Source organism: Brevibacterium oceani (assembly GCF_013623835.1).
GTDB lineage: Bacteria > Actinomycetota > Actinomycetes > Actinomycetales > Brevibacteriaceae > Brevibacterium > Brevibacterium oceani.
On record NZ_JABKDE010000001.1, the window covers coordinates 364257 to 381498 of the forward strand.

Annotated in this window: 18 protein-coding genes and 1 pseudogene; 7 read left to right on the plus strand and 12 right to left on the minus strand. The window is 63.9% G+C overall.

Annotation, left to right across the window (positions count from 1 at the left end; translation table 11 throughout):
- Positions 1-22 precede the first annotated feature (22 nt).
- Positions 23-574: a hypothetical protein gene (locus HK401_RS01745; protein ID WP_181272925.1), complete on the minus strand. Its 552-nt coding sequence runs from the start codon at positions 572-574 to the stop codon at positions 23-25.
- Positions 575-685: 111 nt separating this feature from the next.
- Between HK401_RS01745 and HK401_RS01750 the strand changes: the two genes are divergently transcribed.
- Entirely contained in the window at positions 686-1915 is a 1230-nt protein-coding gene (locus tag HK401_RS01750) for an MFS transporter (protein ID WP_181272926.1), read from the plus strand.
- A gap of 17 nt (positions 1916-1932) precedes the next feature.
- Here HK401_RS01750 and HK401_RS01755 read toward each other — a convergent pair whose 3' ends face one another.
- Positions 1933-2259 (minus strand): ArsR/SmtB family transcription factor, encoded by a 327-nt coding sequence (locus HK401_RS01755; protein ID WP_258233907.1) that lies wholly within the window; start codon positions 2257-2259, stop codon positions 1933-1935.
- 46 nt (positions 2260-2305) lie between these two features.
- Between HK401_RS01755 and HK401_RS01760 the strand changes: the two genes are divergently transcribed.
- Complete coding sequence (locus tag HK401_RS01760; RefSeq protein WP_181272928.1) at positions 2306-2794, plus strand: SRPBCC domain-containing protein; 489 nt, start codon at positions 2306-2308, stop codon at positions 2792-2794.
- An 88-nt stretch (positions 2795-2882) separates the two neighbouring features.
- Here HK401_RS01760 and HK401_RS01765 read toward each other — a convergent pair whose 3' ends face one another.
- Positions 2883-3482: a histidine phosphatase family protein gene (locus HK401_RS01765; RefSeq protein ID WP_246490421.1), complete on the minus strand. Its 600-nt coding sequence runs from the start codon at positions 3480-3482 to the stop codon at positions 2883-2885.
- Positions 3483-3758: 276 nt separating this feature from the next.
- Here HK401_RS01765 and HK401_RS01770 point away from each other — a divergent pair, with 276 nt between their 5' ends.
- From HK401_RS01770 to HK401_RS01780, 3 genes are all read left to right on the plus strand, one after another.
- Positions 3759-5036 carry an MFS transporter gene (locus HK401_RS01770; RefSeq protein WP_219921644.1) on the plus strand — a complete coding sequence of 426 codons (1278 nt, stop codon included), beginning with the start codon at positions 3759-3761 and terminating at the stop codon, positions 5034-5036.
- Positions 5029-6690: a TIGR03767 family metallophosphoesterase gene (locus HK401_RS01775; protein ID WP_181272931.1), complete on the plus strand. Its 1662-nt coding sequence runs from the start codon at positions 5029-5031 to the stop codon at positions 6688-6690. Before HK401_RS01770 ends, HK401_RS01775 begins: the two co-directional genes overlap by 8 nt.
- 193 nt (positions 6691-6883) lie before the next feature.
- The gene (locus tag HK401_RS01780; protein WP_181272932.1) at positions 6884-7912 is read left to right on the plus strand and encodes a LacI family DNA-binding transcriptional regulator; all 1029 of its coding nucleotides are present in this window, start codon (positions 6884-6886) and stop codon (positions 7910-7912) included.
- A 25-nt stretch (positions 7913-7937) separates the two neighbouring features.
- Here the strand turns inward: HK401_RS01780 and HK401_RS01785 are convergent, their stop codons facing one another.
- Together HK401_RS01785 and HK401_RS01790 are read right to left on the minus strand one after the other, a co-directional pair.
- Positions 7938-9380 (minus strand): MDR family MFS transporter, encoded by a 1443-nt coding sequence (locus tag HK401_RS01785; RefSeq protein WP_181272933.1) that lies wholly within the window; start codon positions 9378-9380, stop codon positions 7938-7940.
- Positions 9381-9597: 217 nt separating this feature from the next.
- A complete protein-coding gene (locus HK401_RS01790; protein ID WP_181272934.1) occupies positions 9598-9963 on the minus strand; it encodes a VOC family protein in 366 nt (121 codons plus the stop codon).
- A gap of 132 nt (positions 9964-10095) precedes the next feature.
- Here HK401_RS01790 and HK401_RS01795 point away from each other — a divergent pair, with 132 nt between their 5' ends.
- Together HK401_RS01795 and HK401_RS01800 are read left to right on the plus strand one after the other, a co-directional pair.
- On the plus strand, positions 10096-11073 hold the full coding sequence (locus tag HK401_RS01795) for a helix-turn-helix transcriptional regulator (RefSeq protein WP_258233908.1): 978 nt from the start codon (positions 10096-10098) through the stop codon (positions 11071-11073).
- Positions 11074-11113: 40 nt separating this feature from the next.
- Entirely contained in the window at positions 11114-11584 is a 471-nt protein-coding gene (locus HK401_RS01800; protein ID WP_181272935.1) for a hypothetical protein, read from the plus strand.
- 23 nt (positions 11585-11607) lie between these two features.
- Here the strand turns inward: HK401_RS01800 and HK401_RS01805 are convergent, their stop codons facing one another.
- The 7 genes and pseudogenes from HK401_RS01805 to HK401_RS01830 all read right to left on the minus strand — a co-directional run bounded on the left by HK401_RS01805 (position 11608) and on the right by HK401_RS01830 (position 17231).
- Positions 11608-12618: an aldo/keto reductase family protein gene (locus tag HK401_RS01805; protein WP_181272936.1), complete on the minus strand. Its 1011-nt coding sequence runs from the start codon at positions 12616-12618 to the stop codon at positions 11608-11610.
- A gap of 475 nt (positions 12619-13093) precedes the next feature.
- On the minus strand, positions 13094-13729 hold the full coding sequence (locus HK401_RS01810; protein ID WP_181272937.1) for a GntR family transcriptional regulator: 636 nt from the start codon (positions 13727-13729) through the stop codon (positions 13094-13096).
- Positions 13730-13799: 70 nt separating this feature from the next.
- Complete coding sequence (locus HK401_RS01815; RefSeq protein WP_258233909.1) at positions 13800-15242, minus strand: MFS transporter; 1443 nt, start codon at positions 15240-15242, stop codon at positions 13800-13802.
- A gap of 77 nt (positions 15243-15319) precedes the next feature.
- On the minus strand, positions 15320-15817 hold the full coding sequence (locus tag HK401_RS01820; protein WP_181272938.1) for an MFS transporter: 498 nt from the start codon (positions 15815-15817) through the stop codon (positions 15320-15322).
- Positions 15810-16154, minus strand: a pseudogene (locus tag HK401_RS21130) (hypothetical protein); the annotation flags it as partial. The gene HK401_RS01820 and the pseudogene HK401_RS21130, both read right to left, overlap by 8 nt.
- 38 nt (positions 16155-16192) lie before the next feature.
- Positions 16193-16381 (minus strand): hypothetical protein, encoded by a 189-nt coding sequence (locus HK401_RS20545; RefSeq protein WP_258233910.1) that lies wholly within the window; start codon positions 16379-16381, stop codon positions 16193-16195.
- Between the two features lie 94 nt (positions 16382-16475).
- The gene (locus HK401_RS01830; protein ID WP_181272939.1) at positions 16476-17231 is read right to left on the minus strand and encodes an AraC family transcriptional regulator; all 756 of its coding nucleotides are present in this window, start codon (positions 17229-17231) and stop codon (positions 16476-16478) included.
- Between the last annotated feature and the right edge of the window lie 11 nt (positions 17232-17242).

The window sequence follows — 17242 nt, forward strand, 5'->3', positions numbered from 1 at the left end:
AGCGCTGCTGTCGTTACGGGCGTCAGTCCTCTGACTGTCGCGAATAGGCGATGAGAGCTCGGTAGAGGTCGATCGGGGCGCAGTTCGCGCCCTTGGCCAGGGACTTCATGAGCTTGCGGTAGGTCTGATAGTCCATGCTCGTCGGGTTGTCCGTGGGTACGAGGTCGTAGTCGTACAGCACGGACAGGGACCGGGTGTCCATGATGGAGAACTTCTTCGGATTGAACACGGTCAGCAATGTGCTGGCCAGCGGAACACCCACCCCGGGCAGGATCTGCAGCAGCGGCAGCCGCAGGTGGTTGGGAGTGCCGTCGTCGAGAGCGACGCCGGTGACGAAGTCGATATCCCCGGAATCGATGGACTCCAGCCGCGGCAGAACGCCGACTGCCTTCCACTCGGCGACCTTGAGGAAGTGTTTGCGCTTGTAGGACTCCCGAGTCACCACCTTCGGTCCGATCGAGCTGAAGAGGTCCGATTCGACATCGGTGAGGACGTAGAGGGGTTCGTACTTGAGGACGAACGCCGTGTCGACGGTGCCGCTGGGAGCAGTGCGGTTCAGCTTCGCAGAGTTCATGAGCCGATGGTAGGCGGTGAGTCTGACCTGCAGGTGAACACTGCCTTGCTCGCAGGCGTGGAACCGATGGGCGCGTCAGCCGGGTCGGTTGCGATGTCGTAACCTCGGATCATGAGCACCGAACCACACGACCGACGGACCTACACGCCTGCGTTGTTGGGGCTGGTCTGGACGGGGATGTTCGGGTACTCCGCTTTCTTCTTCAGCTATTCCACGATGGTCTCCATCGCCGCGGCGGACGGGCTCTCGACCGTCACCGGAGGATCCGTGCTCACGACGATGATGATCGGGGTCATCGCCGCCCAGCCGTTCGCGCCCTGGGTGGGTCGTGCCTTCGGCTTCAAGGGAGCGCTGCTCTTCGCCGTCGTCCTGCAGCTGCTCGGCCAGCTCCTCGGACTCTTCGTCACTCCCGTCCTGCTGGGGCTCGTCCTCGCGGGCCTGTCCGGAGGCCTCGGATTCGGGCTCTTCGTGGTCCTGGCCAATGCGGCAGTGCCCGGGACCACCGCGCCGGGACGTATCGGCAAAGCACTGGGATTCTTCGGCGGAATCACCTCTCTGGCATCTGCGGTCGGAGCCTCGCTGGGGCTGTGGCTGGTCGAGACGATTCCCCTCTGGACCTTCCGCATCATCGTCTGTGCGTGCCTCCTGCTCGCCGTGCCCACGGCCATCAGATTCGTACCCGGTCGGCAGCCTCGGCGGAGGAAGGACGAGGCCGGCCGGTCTGACGTCGATATCGATGTCGACATCCGCTCCGGACGGAACGAACGACAGCGGCTGCGGCGGGTCCGTCGGCGGGCCGGGGAGGCGCTCGGGCTCGTCCTCATGCTCTCGCCGTTCCTCGTCGGCATGATCGTCTTCGGTCTCATCATCGGATTCGGGCCGGGCGAGGAGGTCGCCGGTGCGGCCCTGTTCATCGCGGCCATGCAGGTGTCGGCGGTGATCGGACGGTTCGTGGCAGGAGCCGTCGCCGACCGCTTCCCGCCCTTCGCTCTCAACGTCCTCGGTCTCGCTGTGGCCGCGATCGGCCTGGTCTGCGCCGTCGTCCTCTACGGCGGGTCCCTGTTCGCGGCGATGATCATCATCGGTCTGGGATTGGGCACGATGCAGTCGGCGAGCCTGGTGATGGCGTTTGCCTCGGTGAGCACGCCCAGCCGGGCCAGCGTCGCCTGGAACATGAACTTCGACGTCGGACTGGCCGTGGCCGGCGTGCTCGGCGGACTCGGCTTCACCTACCTCGGGTCGTCCTCGACATTCCTGCTCTGTGCGCTGCTCCTGCTGCTGGCCGGTGCGCTGTCATGGATCGCGCGGACGCTGCAGAGCCGGCGGGGCGGCGCGGGCTGAAGGCTCCGAGGCATCGCTCAGGTCTCGTCGCCCAGTCGGGCCAGTAGGCCGACGGCTGCGCGCGTGTAGTCATCGATCCAGCGGTCGTGGATGCGTTTGATCGGCAGGGGAGCAAGGGCCAGCTGGCGGGTTCTGCCTTCCTTGCGGCCGGTGAGGAGCTCGGCGCCTTCGAGGACGCGGATGTGTTGGAGGACGGTCGTGCGATCGAGGTCCGGGAATGCCTCGCAGACCTCGCCTGTCGAGAGAGGGCCCGTGCGGACGAGATCGAGGATGCGTCGGCGGGTGGGATTCGCCAAGGCCTTGAATACGGCATCGTCGCGCTCATCCGCATCTGCATTCGGCATAGGCTGACCTGTTCCTTCCTGATCCGACATGTGGTAAAAATATCACATGAATGATGAGAAGAACGCTGAGAGCCGAGCACTCGAGGAACTGTCCTTCACGGTGACCGGGTACGTGTCGAAGACTCCGCACGAGACCTATGAGGCTGTCGCCGATCCCGCGCAGCTCTCGCACTACTTCACCACCGGCGGTGCGCGCGGCCGGCTGGAGACCGGTGCCGAGGTCAGCTGGGACTTCGCGGACTTCCCGGGCCGCTTTCCCGTCGAGGTCGTCGAGGCCGTGCAGGATGAGAAGATCGTCATCCGGTGGGAGGGATCCGATCAGTCGGTCGAGCCGAGCACGACGACGACCTTCGAGTTCACCCCCGTCGACGAGGGTGCGCGCACTCTCGTGACGATCACCGAGAAGTCGTGGAAGCTCACCTGCGGGGGATCCGAGGGTGCCTTCGGCAACTGCATGGGCTGGACCGGGATGCTCGCGGCCCTCAAAGTGTGGGTTGAGCACGGCATCAATCTGCGCGAGGGCTTCTACAAGTGAGCTGATTCGCCTTCATGCCGAATCACTGAACGCGATGAGGGCGAATCTGCGACCTTGAGCCCAAGGGTCATCGCCGAGTTCTTCGAACTTATGCCCTGTTCGGAGTGAGTAGGCGAAGCTCGGCGTTGAGGAGGTGAGGGAGCGAACGATGCTGTGACGGATCGAGGCCCCTCAGCCAAGCTTCGGCGATCTGCAATACGTCCCCATGTGCCACGAGGACAATTTCAGATGCATCACCTTCGGGGTCGTCGATCAGTGACTCAACGAGCGCGCGAATCCGCGCGGCAACGTGTTGCGGAGTCTCCACCCCGTCAGGCCAACCTCCGTTTTTGAAATCTGCTGTCCACACCTCGTCATATCGAGCTGCCGGGCCGTCTTCCAGGGAGCCGAAATCTCTCTCGCGCAGACGCGAGTCGATACGTGGAAGATGGGCTCCCCAAGCCTCAGCTGCTATCTGAGCAGTTTCGTAGGCGCGCGCAAAATCACTGGTGATCAGAAGCGTGTCAGAGGGTAAATGATTGACACGGGAGGTCTCTTCTACTTGTTGCCTGCCTAGATCCGTCAGTGACGCCCAGTCGAAAGCGCGAGGGCCCGGGCGGCTGACAACGATCTGCTCGACGTTTGCTCGACTTTCTCCGTGGCGGAGTCCCCACAGTCGTGTGTGGTGGTTGTTGAGGATGTCGGTCACAGCAGCCTGCGGTCCTTTCGTGACTGATACGTGAACATTCTGCGGCCACATATGACCCCCAAATGAAGGTCAGGAGTCGATTGGGTCTGAGACACCGATTCTATTGTGTGGCGCGCAACAGCCAGTGTAGCGTTTAAATCGATTTAAACCCCGAGATTCCAAGACTTCTGACGAACACCTATTTGGCGGTCTTCCACCACCGAGAGAGGGCGGATCATGAACTTCGACGGCTTCGAGAGTCCGCAGACGAAACGGTTTCAACGGAAGGTGACCGTCTTGTCTGCAGGCGGCACTTTCCTTGACGGATTCGACCTGACGGTCATTGCTGTGGCCCTGCCGATGATTGCAAACGAATGGGATGTCAGTGCGGGCGAGAAGTCCCTCATCACCAGTTCGGCGATCATCGGCTCTTTCATCGGTGCTGCCGTACTCGGCAATCTCACTGATCGTTTCGGCCGCAAGGCGATGTACGTCATCGACTTGCTCGCCTTCGTAGTGTTTGCGGCGCTGACTGCATTCTCCCAAGATGTCTGGCAGCTCATCATCTTCCGATTCCTGCTCGGCATCGGAATCGGTGCCGACTATCCCATATCTGCGACCATAGTGTCCGAATTCGCCTCCAAGAAGGGACGCGGGAAACTCTCCACGTCGCTCGGTGCAATGTGGTTCGTCGGAGCCGTCGCCGCATATCTGGTCGGCTTGGCTGTGCTGCCACTGGGGGACAACGCTTGGCGCGCCCTCTTGCTGGTGGGGGCGTTCTTCGCGCTCATCGTCTTCATCTTCCGCGTGCAGCTACCCGAGTCGCCTCGCTGGCTCCTTGCTCACGGCCGAACTGAGGACGCGAAGAATGTCGTCGAAAAGGTCACCGGCGTACGACCGACCGAGGCTGAGCTCACCGAAAGCGACCAGCCTAAGCCGGGTGAATCGTCCAAGCTCTTCGTCGGTGTGCAGCGCCGGCGGACCCTGTTCGTCTGCGGATTCTGGTTCTGCTACGCCACCGCTTATTACGGCATCTCGATGTACACGCCGACGATTTTGGAACCGTTCACCAACGGTTCCCACGTCAGCGTGATCATCGGATCCGGAGTGGTTGCACTTCTCGGACTCGCCGGTTCCATCATCGGTATGAACCTCGTCGACAACTGGGGTCGGCGTCCTCTCATCATCACCTCTTTCGCCGGTCTCACTGTGGCGCTCATCGTGTTGGCCTCTGTCATCGGACCGAGTTTCGGGTTCCTCGTCGTCCTCTTCAGCATCGCTGTACTCTTCGCCAACTCCGGCGGAGGCATCCTCAACTTCGTCTACCCCACTGAACTGTTCCCCACGTCACTGCGAGCAACAGGCTCCGGACTGGCGACCTCGGTGAGCCGCATCGGATCGATCCTGGGCGTGCTGGCCTTCCCCAACCTCGTGGCCGCGTGGGGGAACAACGCGGCACTCTGGGTGTTTGCCGCTGTCGGCGCCGCGGGCTTGCTGATCTGCCTGTTCATGGCACCGGAGACGAAGAACCGCAGCCTGGAGGAGATCAACTTCGAGGAGCCTGCCAATGCCTGAACGTCGTGACTCCAAGGTGATCACCACAGTCGAAACGACGCTGGTTCCCGACAGCGCCGAAACGTATCGTCGACTCCGCCGGAGTGCCGGTGAGCAGCACATCGTGCGCACTGATCTGGTGCCTGCGATGCCAGACGAAGATCCTGCCGACGAAGAGGTCCGGCTTGCAGGGCTGGTGCACTTCACTGATTTCCAGATCGCGGACCTTGCCTCGCCAAGTCGAGTGGAGTTCCTCCAACGGCGTGAAGGGCAACCGGAATGGGCGCGCATGCTTCCCGCATACCGGCCCCAGGAGTTTCTCCTGGCCCATGCGATCGAAATGACAGTGCGCAGCATCAACGGACTCGTCTCTGGGGATCCGGGACGATGGGACATCGCTCTGACAACAGGGGACAACACGGATTCGGCGCAGTCGAACGAGCTCGACGCGTTCCTCTCCTATCTGGCAGGCGGCACGATCGAGCCGGCAGCTGGCACACGTGGCTTCAGCGATGCGCCGGTGGGCCTGGGCGATGAGAACTACTACAACCCCGAGCCTTCGTCACATGATCAGTGGAAGAGGACGAAGGGGCTGCCGACACATGCTGGAGCGTTGGCGGCGTCTGCCGAACCGTTCGACGGTGAGGGCCTGAGTCTTCCCTGGCTGAGCTGTTTCGGCAACCACGACTGCCTGGTGCAGGGACGTTCTGCCGAGCCGAGCGGATACGATGAGTTCCTCACCGGTCAGGCTAAGCCCGTGGGTGTGGCAGAGAATGCCGCTCCGCCTGGAGACAAACTCTCTGCATACGTCGAGGACCCGACATGGATCTCCCAAGGGGCGAGTCATCCCATAGAGCGTGATTCTGAGCGGCGGATGGTGTCGAAAGCCGAGTATGTCGACAGGCATCTCTGCGCCGCCGGTTCTCCCCAGGGACACGGATTCACCGAGGACAACAGATCAACCGGTCGCGCATACTACGTCTACGACGAACTTCCCGGAGTGAGAATGATCGTTCTGGACACTACCAATATCGCCGGGCACGTCGACGGGTGTGTGGATCAGCGACAGTTCGAATGGCTGGAAGAGCGGCTCGTCGAGGTCCATACCTCGTATCATTCTGAGAGCGGCGAGATGGTCAAAGGACGCGGGGGCGACCGGTTGGTCGTCATTGCGTCGCATCACGGGCTCTCCACGATGACCAACGACTACGGAGCAGACTCGGAGACAGGCGAAGACCGACGCGGAAAGCTGTACGTCGCCGACGAGGTCGAAAGGCTCCTGCATCGTTTCGGCAATGTGGCCCTGTGGCTGTCGGGACATACCCACGTGAACAGCATCACCCCTCGGCCGGGTATCAGCGGCGGATTCTGGGAAGTCTCGACGGGCTCCATCGCAGAATGGCCGGTGCAATTCCGCGGCATCGAGATCTCGGCAGGTGCGTCGGCGGTCCGGCTGCGGGCGACGATGGTCGATTCCCAAGCGCCGGCGACGCCGGACGGAACCCTGAGCCTCGAGGATCTCGCGTCCCTGCATCGGGAGATCGCTGCCAACGACGATGGTTCTGTCGGTGGGCTGTACGCCGAAGGCACCGTTGCCGATCGCAATCAAGATCTCCTGGTCTCGGTCTCGAGTGAGCTTCTCACCAATCTGAGATCTTTTGGGGCGGAGCGCTGAGGCCAGCGCCTGGAGCGAACCGGTCGAAGGCGGCTTAAGGCTCGAGTGATCCGGTCAAGTCAGCACCTGCCAGCTGGCTGAGAAGCTCGCAGTCAAGATTCCGGGACAATGGGAATCGTCGGCAGTCGGCGAATTGAACCAGAGCCGTGGACGAACTGCGAGAGACCGACAGATTGAGCGAGGCAGGTGACGGATGGACCCATACAACGACAGCGGAATCCCGAACCGTCGACCCACGGTCCGGACAGTCGCCGAGGCCGCAGGAGTGTCACCATCTCTCGTTAGCTTCGTCTTCAACGAACGTCCGGGAGTCTCCGAGTCGACGAGGAAGCACATCCGCAGCGTTGCCGCAGACCTCGGTTATCAGCCGGATCCCCGCGCCCGCGAACTGCGGACAGGCAAGGCGGCGATGATGGGTCTAGTGGTGAGAAACGTCGCCAACCCGTTCTTCAACGAAATCCTCATGGGCATGCAGGAGAATGCAGAAGGCGACGGGGTCTCGATCCTCGCTATGGACTCGCAATTCGACGCAGAGCGCGAAGAAGCACACGTTCGTTCGCTGGCTTCTCGACGCACCGCCGGATTGGCCATCGTTCCAGTCGGCGACGCGTCCACGGTCCGACTGTGGCGGCAGCTGCAGCCGTCAGCACCGTTGGCCATCGTCAATGCGCGGCTTGCAGCCGCACCAGACGTCCCCCATGTGACTCCGGACGATGAGACAGCGGTGGACCTCGCATTCAACCACCTCCGCGAACTGGGGCACACCCGGATTGCACTGTTGTCCGCACCGCCGCAGCTCATGCCAGACGGCGATCGGACCGCACGCTACCTGCAACTGTGCTCTGAGCATCACGTCAGGCCCCACCCGATCTACGCCTCATTGCGAGGAGACGGACTCACCGAACATCTGTCCGACGTCTTCGCGTTACCGGCTGCCGAGCGTCCGACGGCAATCATCACCAATTCAGATCACACGGCGGCCCACGTCTACCATGCGATTCATCGTCAGGGTCTGTCGGTCGGTCGCGACGTCTCAGTGGTCGGCCACGACGATCTGGCGACCTCGGCCCTGCTGTCCCCGGCGCTGACGACGATTCGGGTGGACCTTCGCGAGATGGGACGGCAGGCCTATCGACGACTCACCGAACCCGGACTCGGAAACCATCGAGAGCACGTCGAACTCATCGTGCGAGGCTCGACCGGACCTCCGATCGAATCGTGAGTACGGTGCCGGCCCACAGAAGGCCTCACTGAGTCGCCTTCTTCGGCTCGAGCCCGTGGGAGTTCTTGATGAAGAACGCTCCGATGATGCCGAGGACGCCGACACAGGCGGCGACGAAGAATGCGACGTTCGCGCCGTGGACAAGCCCGGCCACTCCGTAGGTCTGCGGATCCCGTGCGGCGGAGACCATGACTGTCACCAGGGCCGCAGTGCCGACGGAGGCGGCGATCTGTCGCATCGTGTTGTTCAGGGCCGTGCCGTGAGGGATGAGGTGTGAGGGCAGCTGGTTGAGCGCCGCCGTGGTCACCGGCATCATCACCATAGCCACACCGAACATGCGGACGGTGTTGACGGCGGCGAGGTAGAGGAATGAGGTGTCCGGTTCCAGGCGGGCGAACATGAAGGTCGTTCCCGTGAGCAGCGTGAAGCCGACGACGGCCAGCCACTTCGCGCCGATCGCATCGAAGACTCGTCCGGTCACCGGCGACATCAGGCCCATCACCGCAGCGCCCGGCAGCAGAGCCAGTCCGGATTCCATGGCGGAGAAGGTGTTCATGTTCTGCATATACAGCGGCAGAACCATCATGCCGCCGACCATGACGATGAACACGCACATGCCCAGCAGGGTGTTGAGCGTGAACATGCGGTAGCGGAGGATGCGGAACTCGAGGATCGGCTGCTCGAGTTTGAACTGGCGCAGGATGAAGAACGTCAGCGATACTGCACCGACGACGAGCGGGATGAGCACCTCGGCGCTCACCCACCCGGCGTCACCGGCGGTGCCGAAGCCGAAGAGCAGACCGCCGAAGCCGAGCGTGGAGAGGATGATCGAGAGCACGTCGAGCGGCGGATAGGTCCGCTCGGTGACGTTCTTGAGCAGGAAGTAGGCGATGGCGAGGTCGATGATCGCGATCGGCAGCATCATGTAGAACAGGACCTGCCACGGCATGTGGTCGACGATCCAGCCCGACAGGCTCGGCCCGATCGCCGGGGCGAAGGCGATGACGAGGCCGAAGGTGCCCATCGCCGATCCGCGCTTCTCGACGGGGAAGATCGCGAACAGGATCGTCTGCATCAGCGGCATGATGATGCCGCCGGCCGAGGCCTGGATGACGCGGCCGATGAGCATCACGGGATAGACCGGTGCGATCGCACAGACAAGCGTGCCGATGATGAACAGGCCCATCGCCGTGAAGAACAGGCCGCGGGTGGTGAACTTCTGGATGAGGAACGCAGTCACCGGGATCATGATGCCGTTGACGAGCATGAAGCTCGTCGTCACCCACTGGGCGGCCCCAGAGGTGATGTCGAAGTAGCTCATGAAATGCGGCAGTGCGGTGTTGAGCAGCGTCTGGTTGAGGATGATGACGAAGGCGCCGGAGACGAGCACAGCGAGGACGAGATTCCGGTTGATCGGGGCGCCCTCTGCCGATTCCTGCCGGCTGGTGTCTTCGTTCGTCAATGCCATCCCTTCACCTGTTCGTCTGTTGAGAATCGTTGTTCGGCGGCGGTCCGCCTCGGGCAGTGCGCTGATTCAGCACGTCGTTGCGCTGAGAATTTCGATTCCTCAGTTATATAACTTCTTTATGCAGTTTAACGCACCACCTTCGCCGAGGTGGCCCCGGGTCGGTGTGATTTCATCAACGCGACCGTACGCGGACATCGGTCGTACAGACGGAGGTTGATCAGTCGACCGGTGAGACGCGGATGAGGTTGCCGTCGGGATCGGCGATGACGAAGGTGCGCCCGAAGACCGCGTCGTGCGGCTCGTCGACGACCGTGATGCCCTTCGCCGTCCATTCGTCGTAGACGGCGTCGACCGCCTCGGCGGATCCGGGTACCATCAGCCCGACTTCGGATGTCCGTGTGGTCGCCTGAGCTGCGGACTCTGCGCCCCCGCTCCACAGTGCGAAGAGAACCCCGGGTGCCACCGTGAATGGCACGTATCGCGGTGTGATCATGTCGGGCTCCATGTCGAAGAGATCACGGTAGAAAGTGGTCGAGGCCTCGGTATCGGTGACGTAGATGAGGAAGAGATTCGGCGTGGGCATGAGGTTCTCCTGTGATGGATTCGTCGTTCTTCTTGTGGTGCTCTTCTAGACTTTCGTGGTGCTCTTCTAGACTGACGGCAATAGGTGACAGTTTATGTCGCCTTTGGACGATCGATCGGAAAGAAGTCTTCGATGAGTGCCGAACCCGTGATGGGCAGACCGCAACGACTGCTTTCGCTCATCGTCACGCTGCAGGGGCATCGCCAGACGACAGCGGCCGAACTCGCCGAACGCTTCGGAGTCTCGAAGCGGACGATTCTGCGCGACATCGTCGCCCTCGCCGAGGCGGACGTGCCCGTCGTCGCCGACCGCGGTCGGTACGGTGGAATCTCCCTCATGCCTGGTGCCGAGATCGACGTCAACCGCCTGACGAATAGCGAGGCGGAGGTTCTCGCTCTGCTGGGGGTCGACGGAGAGAGCGCACGGCAGCTCGGGCTTGAGGACAGTGCCCACAGTGCCCGCGACAAGCTCTCCTCGCGACGGATTCGGCCGCCTCGGCGAGGAGAAGAACCGTCTCTGCCGCTGTCCGAGGTCATCGTGGTCGACGGTTCGGACTGGTTCGCCCCGGACGAACCTATCGACTTCTCGGACTTCCTCGTCGACCTGCGGCGCGGCAGTCGCCTGCGCATCGACTATCGGTCGAGCGGGCAGACTGTCTCCCGCTTCCTCGTGGTCGACCCATACGGCCTCTATTCGCGCTCAGGCCGCTGGTACCTCATCGCCGATGTCGATGAGGAGCCGCGGATGTTCGCCATGACCCGGCTGCGCGGGTGGGAGGCGCTGGAGGAGCCGCGTCGACTGCGCCCGGGCACGGCACTGTCGACGGTGGCTGCGGACCTGGCCGAACGACTCGAACGGCGACGCGACGTGGTCGTCACGGCGCACCTCGACGCCCGCACAGAGGACCTCGCGCGACGGATCCTCGGCAGTCGCCTGCTCGACGTCTCGCCGGCTGAGGGACCTGACTCCGTCATCATCACCGTCGGCTATGAGGAGCTCGGCGGAGTCAGGCAGCTCGTGCAGTTCACCGATCACATCGAGATCATCGCGCCGATAGAGGCGCGGGCGCTGGTGCGTGAGCGCGCACAGAACCTGCTCGATCGGCACTAGGATAGAAGCCAAGTCGTGTTGCACTCGAAAGGGGTTTCAGGTGGTGCACGGACCGTGGGGCCCGCTGTGGAAGTTCGTTCTTCTCACCACGGGAATCGGTGCCGCCACCGGCCTGACCTACATGGTCTACGAGGCGGTCCGCAGCCTCTTCGAGTATGGGCCCTACATCGAGCTGCTCACCATCGGCGGGATAGCCGGCGGGGTGGGTGGGGGCCTCGGGCTGATCATGGGCTTCCCTGCGTACCTCGTCGTTCGGCTCAGTGTGCACCGTCTCCACAGCCGAGCCGCTGCCAGGCTCTTCTTCCTGATCTTGGGGGCCGCCTCGGCGATTGCTCCCTCGGTGATCTGGATGATCGTGAGTGGCGAGCTCATTGACTTCATCACTAGTGCCGATATCGGTCTTTGGCTGATCATCCTCGGTTTTTCGGCGCCTGCCGGGATCCTCACCTGCGCCTGCAGCCCGCTCGTCGTTCGGCCGGCGCGGGCGGAGGCATCCCTGAAGCGTCACTGAACAGCGAGGCGGTCGAAGAATCCTCAGGCCAGCCGCGTCGCCGGGGACTGGGTCTTCGACGGGTCGGTTTCGGGCAGGTCTCCGAGGACATCGTCGATGCGGGCGAGCACTTCGGCGTCGAGACTGACCCCGGCGGCCCCGACGTTCGAGGCGATCTGCTCCGGCCTGGAGGCTCCGACCAGGGCGGTGGCGACGTTGTCGTTGGCGAGCACCCAGGCGACGGCGAGCTGCGCCATGGTCAGTCCGAGGTCGGCGGCGATCGGTTCGAGCTTCGCCACGGCCGTGAGTTTCTCGTCGTGGAGGTAGCGGTTCCTGATCGACTCCGCGCCGCCTCCGTCCTCATCCGTCGCCCGTGAGCCTTCGGGCACGGGCTGGCCGACTTTGTACTTGCCGGTGAGCACGCCTTGAGCGATCGGGGACCAGACGATCTGGGAGATGCCGAGTTCCTTCGACGTTGGCACGACCCGGGACTCGATGACGCGCCACAGCATGTTGTACTGAGGCTGGTTCGACACCAGCTGGATGCCGAGGTCCTTCCCCAGGTGATGGGCGGCGCGGAGTTGGTCGGCGTTCCACTCGCTGACGCCGATGTAGAGGGCCTTGCCGGCACGGACGATGTCCGCGAACGCCTGCATCGTCTCTTCGAGCGGAGTCTCGTAGTCGTACCGGTGGGCCTGGTAGAGGTCGACGTAGTCGGTGCCGAGTCGCTTGAGGGAGCCGTTGATCGACTCCATCATGTGCTTGCGGGACAGGCCGGTGTCGTTGTGACCCTTCGGGCCGGTGGGGAAGTAGACCTTCGTGAAGATCTCGAGCGACTCACGTCGCTGACCTTTCAACGCATCGCCGAGGACCTGCTCGGCCACGGTGTTCGCGTAGACGTCGGCGGTGTCGAAGGTCGAGATGCCGGCGTCGAGTGCGGCGTGAACACACTTCGTCGCCGTGTCGTTTTCGACCTGGGAACCGTGCGTGAGCCAGTTTCCGTAGGTGATTTCGGAGATCTTCAGGCCGCTGTTTCCCAGATATCTGTGCTCCATGTCTCCAGCCTACGTCTGCTGGTCAAGAGGTGGGAAGGAGTTATGAGGAGCTCTCCTCAGAGCGCTCGGGTCTACGCGTGACCTTTGTGCCGGTGATGCGATCGTATGGAGTGCGGCCCTCACCGAAGAAGAGGGACACGGCATAGACGATGGGAAGCACGTAGGCGGCCACGGTCAAGGCCCAGATCCACGGCGAGACGGGCGCTGCCTGTGTACTCCCCGAAGCGAGGGCGTACACAGGCCGCATGCCCGAGGACCCAGGGGAGTCCGAGCTTGAGGAGATTTCTCAACAGTGTGGTGCGGAAGCGCGGTGGCCGACTGTTCGACGAGTCGCAGCCGCAAGATTCGTTTGCCTGGTGTCGCGGCTGACGATCGTGATTCGCAGACCGCCGCCGCGAGGACGACAGGTCCGACCATAACGAAGGCCCCGATGAGATTGGCAGTCACCATTCCAAGCCGAGGTGGCTTGGACAGACTACGGCGCGGCCACCTCGGCGATGTGACCCCGCAGGACCTGAGAGAAGGCCTCCGTGTTGCCGCTGCGCAGGTGGCCGGTCAGCGACACGTGCTCGGCGATGATCTCCTCCCACCGGGCCAGCAGCCGGTCGCGGGAAGTGAAGAGGATGAAGCGGTGCCGGTCGGACAGCTGCCCGTAGAGTTCGATGAGCACAGAATTGCCGCTGGATTCGACGAAGCCGCGATGGAACTCGAGCGTGAGGTCGATGAAGGTCGCGATGTCTCCGGCATCGAACGCCTTCCGCTGCTTCTCGATGAGGCCGTCGAGTCGGTCGGCCAACCGTCGTCGCAGGGCTTCCGGAGCCCGATCGACGCCCGTGGTCTCGAGGACGAAGCGCGCATCGGCGAGTTCGGTGATCGTCCGCTCATCCACACCTTGGACCAGGGCGCCCCGCTTGGGGTAGATGATGATCCACCCCTCGTCCTGCAGTCGTGCCAGCGCTACGCGCACCGGCGTCCGACTGACCTCGAGTTCGGCGGCCAGTGCTGCCTCGCCGAGCATGGTTCCCGGCACATGCGTACCGTTGAGGATCTGCCGACGGATCTGCTGGTAGGCGTGCTCGGCCGCGCTGGTGCCGCCTTCGCGTGTGCTCATATCCTCATCCTCCCTGTCGCGCTCGCCGGCGTTCCATTTAACAGTCGCACGGCGTCATGACGGGGCGTGCTCAGTTCGACGGTGATGACGACTCCCCGGCGGCCGCCTCGGCGAGGGCTTTGTCGGGCTCTGCCGACCGGCGGCCCGGCCAGGTCATGAGTGGGACCGCCCTGATCGCGAACGCGAGGGCGATGAGCAGGACGAACGTTGCCATGAGGTTGATCCAGAGGAATCCGCCGGCCTCGAGAACGGTGCCGGCCATGGCCGCCATGAGCGCCCCACCGAGGTTCATCGCAGAATCCGAGATGCCCTGCAGGGGCACCTTCGCGTGAGCCGGCACCGAGGCGGTCAGCAGTGCCGAACCGCCGATGAGGAACATCGACCAGCCCACCCCGAGCAGGGACAGCGCGGTGCTCAGCAGCACCATCGACGACACCGGGGCGAGGGCATCGATGACGCCGAGGGTGATCGTGGCGGCGAAGATGACAACGCCGCCGGCGATGACGACGCCCGCACCCCACCGGTCGGCCATCCATCCGAAGACGGGGGAGAGGGCGTACATTCCGGCGATGTGGATGCTCACGACGATGCCGATCGCGCCGAGGCTGAACTCCTGATGGTCCATGTGCACCGGGGTCATGACCATGACGTTGGTCATCATCATCTGCCCCGTGATGATCGTGATCATCGCGAACAGCGGCACCGGCCGCCCGAGCGCGAACCGCAGCGCCTGTCCGAGCCTCATCTGGGCCGGTGGTGATGCCGTTCCGGTCGGGGCGGGGGAGGTGTCGTAATTGTTCGCCGAGGTGGCCGCCTCGGCGGCATCGGACGTGACCGTCCGCTCGGCGTCGAGTTCGGAGTCCGCAGGCGGCAGGTCCGTGCCCGCGGTGATCGACCGGGACAGCGTCGAGGCGAACAGAGTGGCCAGGGCAAACGCGCACATCGAGATGAGGTAGGGGCCGGCCAGGCCGTTCATGCCCAGGGCCTTGCCGAGGTGGGCACCGGGATCCGTGAAATTCGGTCCGAGGACGGAGCCGACCGTCGTCGCCCACACGACCAGCGACATCGCTCTGCCCGCGGCAGCAGGATCGGCGAGATCGACGGCGGCATAGCGGGCCTGCAGGCCCGAGGCGGTCGAGGAGCCGCACATCATCATCCCGAGCATGAACATCGGCAGCAACTGAAAGGCGACGCCGATGAGCACGACCACCGCACCGAGCGTGCCGACGCCGAAGCCCAAGGTCAACGCCTTGCGCCGACCAGAACGTCCGGCGAGCACTGCGAGGGGGTAGGCGATGAGACCGGCGCCGAGGATGACGCTCATCTGTGCGAGCCCGGCCATCGAGGTCTTGCCGGTGATCTCCTCGGCGAGCAGACCGCCGACGGCATACCCGGAGGCGATGCCCGCTCCGGAGAGCAGCTGGGCCGTGATGAGTTTGGCCTGTTCGCGAGCGCGACTCGTCATCGGGGTCTCGCCTTCCTGTGCTGTGTCGCTGTCGAGGTACTCGCTCAATTTATCTTGGATCCAGCTTGGATACAAGATGCTGATGCGTGGAATCGTGCGTGTGTGTTGCGGTCCGGAGTTGTGATTCAGAGCCGCGAGGTGCGCAGGCCGATGGCCGACTGTGATGCGCCGACGAGCGCGAGGCCGAGCAGCGGAATGGCCGCGGACCCGGCGGTCTCGAGGCCGAGGCCGAAGGCGAAGGGGCCGAGAGCGGCCAATGCCACGCCGACCGCCGAGGTCACCGCCGAGACCGAAGCGGTGTGCGCGGGCGACCTCCCGTACTTGATGATCTGATCGTAGGAGACTCCGAGGCGCAGGCCCTGGGCGAAGCCGAGGAGGATCGTGACGAGCAGTGCCGCCGGGGAGCCCGCGAGGAAGAGGACTGCGACGCCGATGACGGCAAGCAGGGGAGCGGCCGGGGCGAGGGCCCGGGAGGCTCCGCGGCCGAGCAGCGTTGGTGCGATGAGGCCGAAGGGGATCGCGATGACGCTGATGAGGGAGACGAATCCTCCGGCTGTCTGGGCCGCCTTCGGCGACGTCCGACGGGGAGGCGCGCGAGTAGAGCCACCACAGTACGAGGGCACCGGCGGAGACCGCGATCCAGGTGAGCAGCGTGCCTCGCCAGTCGAGACCGGTCAGCCGCCCGATCGGGATCGTCAGCGCCAAAGCGAGTGCCGGACCGAGGCTCAGCGACATCGAATAGACGCCGGTGAGACCGGAGCGGACTGCGGAACGTTCGGCGGAGATGATCGACGGGCCCAGCACCGTGACGATCGCGATCGAGAAGCCGAGGAGTCCGGTACCGATGAGCAGCGGAGCATCGCCGGGCACCGAGCGGATGATCATCCCGATCACAATCGCGATCAGGGAGAGCCCGACGGTTCGACTTCGGCCGAGACGATTCGCCAACATCGGGGCCACCGGCGCGGCCGCCAGAGTCAGGGCGAGTGGGACGCTGGTCAGGAGTGAAAAGAAGGTCTCCCATGTCCGGTGTCGTCCATCATGCTCGGCAGGAGTGGGGACAGTGAGATCGTCGGAATCCGCAGACTCAGTCCCATAAGCAGAATCGCCGCCATGGCGAGGATGAGGGCCGCGAGCGGGCGGGGAGGCGGCCCCTGCGACGATGGGGAATCGGGTGCGTCTGACATCCCAGACAACCTTAACCGTGGCAGGTCCCGGGGCGATGGGTGGTCTGAATCTGAGATGACGCCTGCGGGGGCGGTCCAGCGACGGGGCAGGTTCTCACTGGAACGAGGACGGCGCTCGGCCGATCTCACGGGAGAACGCGGCCGAGAACGCCGCCGGTGAGGAGTAGCCGAGGCTTTCGGAGACGTGCGTGATCGTCTGCGACCTCAGCTGCTGCAACCCGACGAGTACACGAGCACGGGTCCGCCACGCGGCCGGACTCATCCCCGTCTCTGCGCGGAAGACACGGTCGAGACTGCGCTCGCTCATCTGCAGCTGCTTCGCCCAGTCGCGATTGCTCAGCCCGAGCTCGGGGCCGTCGAGGTAGTCGATGCAGACCTGCCGCAGGCGGCCCTCGCGGGGGAGCGGAACCTCAAGCGGCACCGCCGAGGCGCGCTGGAGTTCGAGGAGGATGAGCGCGAACACGTGATGCTGGTAGGCGGTCATCTCCTCGGCGATCTCGAACGAATCCGCGGTCCGCAGGAGCTCGCGCAGCAGAGGAGTGACCGTGATGACCGTGCACGTCTCCGGCCACCACGGCACGCTGGTCGGTTCGATGTAAAGGCTCCACGTCGTGACGTCGAGAAACCGGACGAGGTGCTCCACCTCGGCGGGGATGAGCACGGCCTGATGGGTCGGGACCGTCCACGAACCGTCCTGAGTCTCGACGAGCATGACCCCGGTCGAGCCGTAGAGCAGCTGCGCTCGCCGGTGGCGGTGATAGGGCAGGACCGTGTCCGGCGGGTACTGCGTGCCGACGGACAGCACGTCCCACGGGTGGGAGTCGACATCGTCGATTGCGAGAGTGGGCACGACTCGAGTGT